This is a genomic window from Levilactobacillus zymae DSM 19395, from assembly GCF_001434115.1.
GTDB lineage: Bacteria > Bacillota > Bacilli > Lactobacillales > Lactobacillaceae > Levilactobacillus > Levilactobacillus zymae.
Genome location: NZ_AZDW01000050.1, coordinates 64,708 through 66,606 on the forward strand (window position 1 = coordinate 64,708; position 1,899 = coordinate 66,606).

General features: G+C 53.6%; 1 pseudogene. It reads left to right on the forward strand.

Annotation, left to right across the window (positions count from 1 at the left end):
• Window positions 1-1,899 (forward strand): annotated as a pseudogene (locus FD38_RS12875) (accessory Sec-dependent LPXTG-anchored adhesin); the annotation flags it as partial.

The window sequence follows — 1,899 nt, forward strand, 5'->3', positions numbered from 1 at the left end:
TAGTATCAGTGAACTTTCCAAGTCCACCACGACTCTGATTTCCGAGATTTCTAATTCAGAAGCCAGTGTCAGTGATCGGGCAGATTCCGGTAGCGTTTCAACGTCGATCACCTCTGAATCTGAAGCTAGCATGAGTGTTGTTTCGGCTAGTGCTTCGGCTTCGATGAACTCGTTGAGTCAACAATCGGCGAGTGAATCGTCAGCCCACGCCTCGGCGAGTGATTCCGCCAACACGTCGGCTAGCCAGTCAACCTCGATTGTCGAGAGTCAAGTGGCCAGTGAATCGGCCAAGGCTTCCGCGGTTGTTTCCGCAAGTCAGTCGGCAAGCACCTCGACGTTTAACAGTCAAAGTGAGTCAGCTGACGAGTCGTTGAGCGTCGTTTCTACTGAAATTTCCGAGAGCGACATGAGTTTGAGTCAACAATCGGCGAGTGATGGCAGCATCCAAGCCTCCTTATCTGAATCTGAGGCCAGCTTGAGTGCGCGGAACAGTGCCGACGAGAGCGTCTACTCGGCAGCTTCGCAATCGCTGGGGAGTCTCTCCAACCTGAGCGTAAGCAATACCAGCATGTCTGAAGCTAGTCAATCCGCAGAAGTTTCTAAGTCATTGCAAAGTCTGAGTGACGAAGGTTCTACGCCGGATACCAGCACGCAAGAGTCGTTGACCAGTCTGAGTCAACAATCCTTGTCCGAATCTGAAGCCTTGTCGACTTGGTCCGAACAGAGTAACAGCATTTCTCTCGTGAACTCCGAAGCCAGTGCCACTTCCGCTTCCGAAGCCTCGCAATTGGATGCTTCGCAGAGTGCCGCGGCTTCGCAATCCGAAGTTTCGGCTAGTGAATTGGCGAGTCAGTCGGCTAGCGTTTCGGCCGACCGGAGTCAAGCTTCAGCCTCCGATGCCAGCCTGCAATCCGTTCAAACTAGTGCCGAAACCAGCCTGAGCAATGCCCAGACTAGTGCCTCGGCCGAAGCTTCAACGGTAGCTTCCGTCAGCGCCAGCGCAACCTCGAACTCCGCGGCTAGCGAATTGTCCGAAATCACCAGTGCCCAAGCTAGCTTGAGTACCACGTCGCAAGCAATTGCCAGTGATTCCGCTCTGGTTTCGCAAAGCGCCGCCAGTCTGAGTGAAGCCTCGACGTCGCAACTGTCACAATCGCTGAACAGTGTCAGTGAGCTTTCCAAGTCCACCACGAGTTTAGCTTCTGAGATTTCTAATTCGGAAGCCAGTGTCAGTGACCAAGCAGATTCCGGTAGTGTTTCGACGTCGATCACGTCTGAATCTGAAGCCAGCATGAGTGTCGTTTCGGCCAGTGCTTCCGCTTCGATGAACTCGTTGAGTCAATTATCAGCGAGTGAATCGGCCGATGCTTCAACCAGTGTCGCTAGTCAGGTTGCTTCACAATCGGCAGATACGTCGATGAGTGTTGCGAGTCAGGTTGCTTCCGAATCTGCGGACACCTCAATGAGTGTCGCCAGCCAAGAAGCTTCTGAATCGGCAGATACGTCAATGAGCGTTGCGAGCCAGGTTGCTTCCGAATCCGCGGACGCTTCAACGAGTGTCGCCAGCCAAGAAGCTTCTGAATCAGCGGACACTTCCATGAGTGTTGCGAGCCAGGTTGCTTCCGAATCTGCGGACGCCTCAATGAGTGTTGCGAGTCAGGTTGCTTCTGAATCGGCAGATACGTCAATGAGTGTCGCCAGTCAGGAAGCTTCTGAATCGGCGGACACTTCCATGAGTGTTGCGAGTCAGGTTGCTTCCGAATCCGCGGACGCCTCAATGAGTGTCGCCAGCCAAGAAGCTTCTGAATCGGCAGATACGTCGATGAGTGTTGCGAGTCAGGAAGCTTCCGAATCTGCGGACACCTCAATGAGTGTCGCCAGCCAAGAAGCTTCTGAATC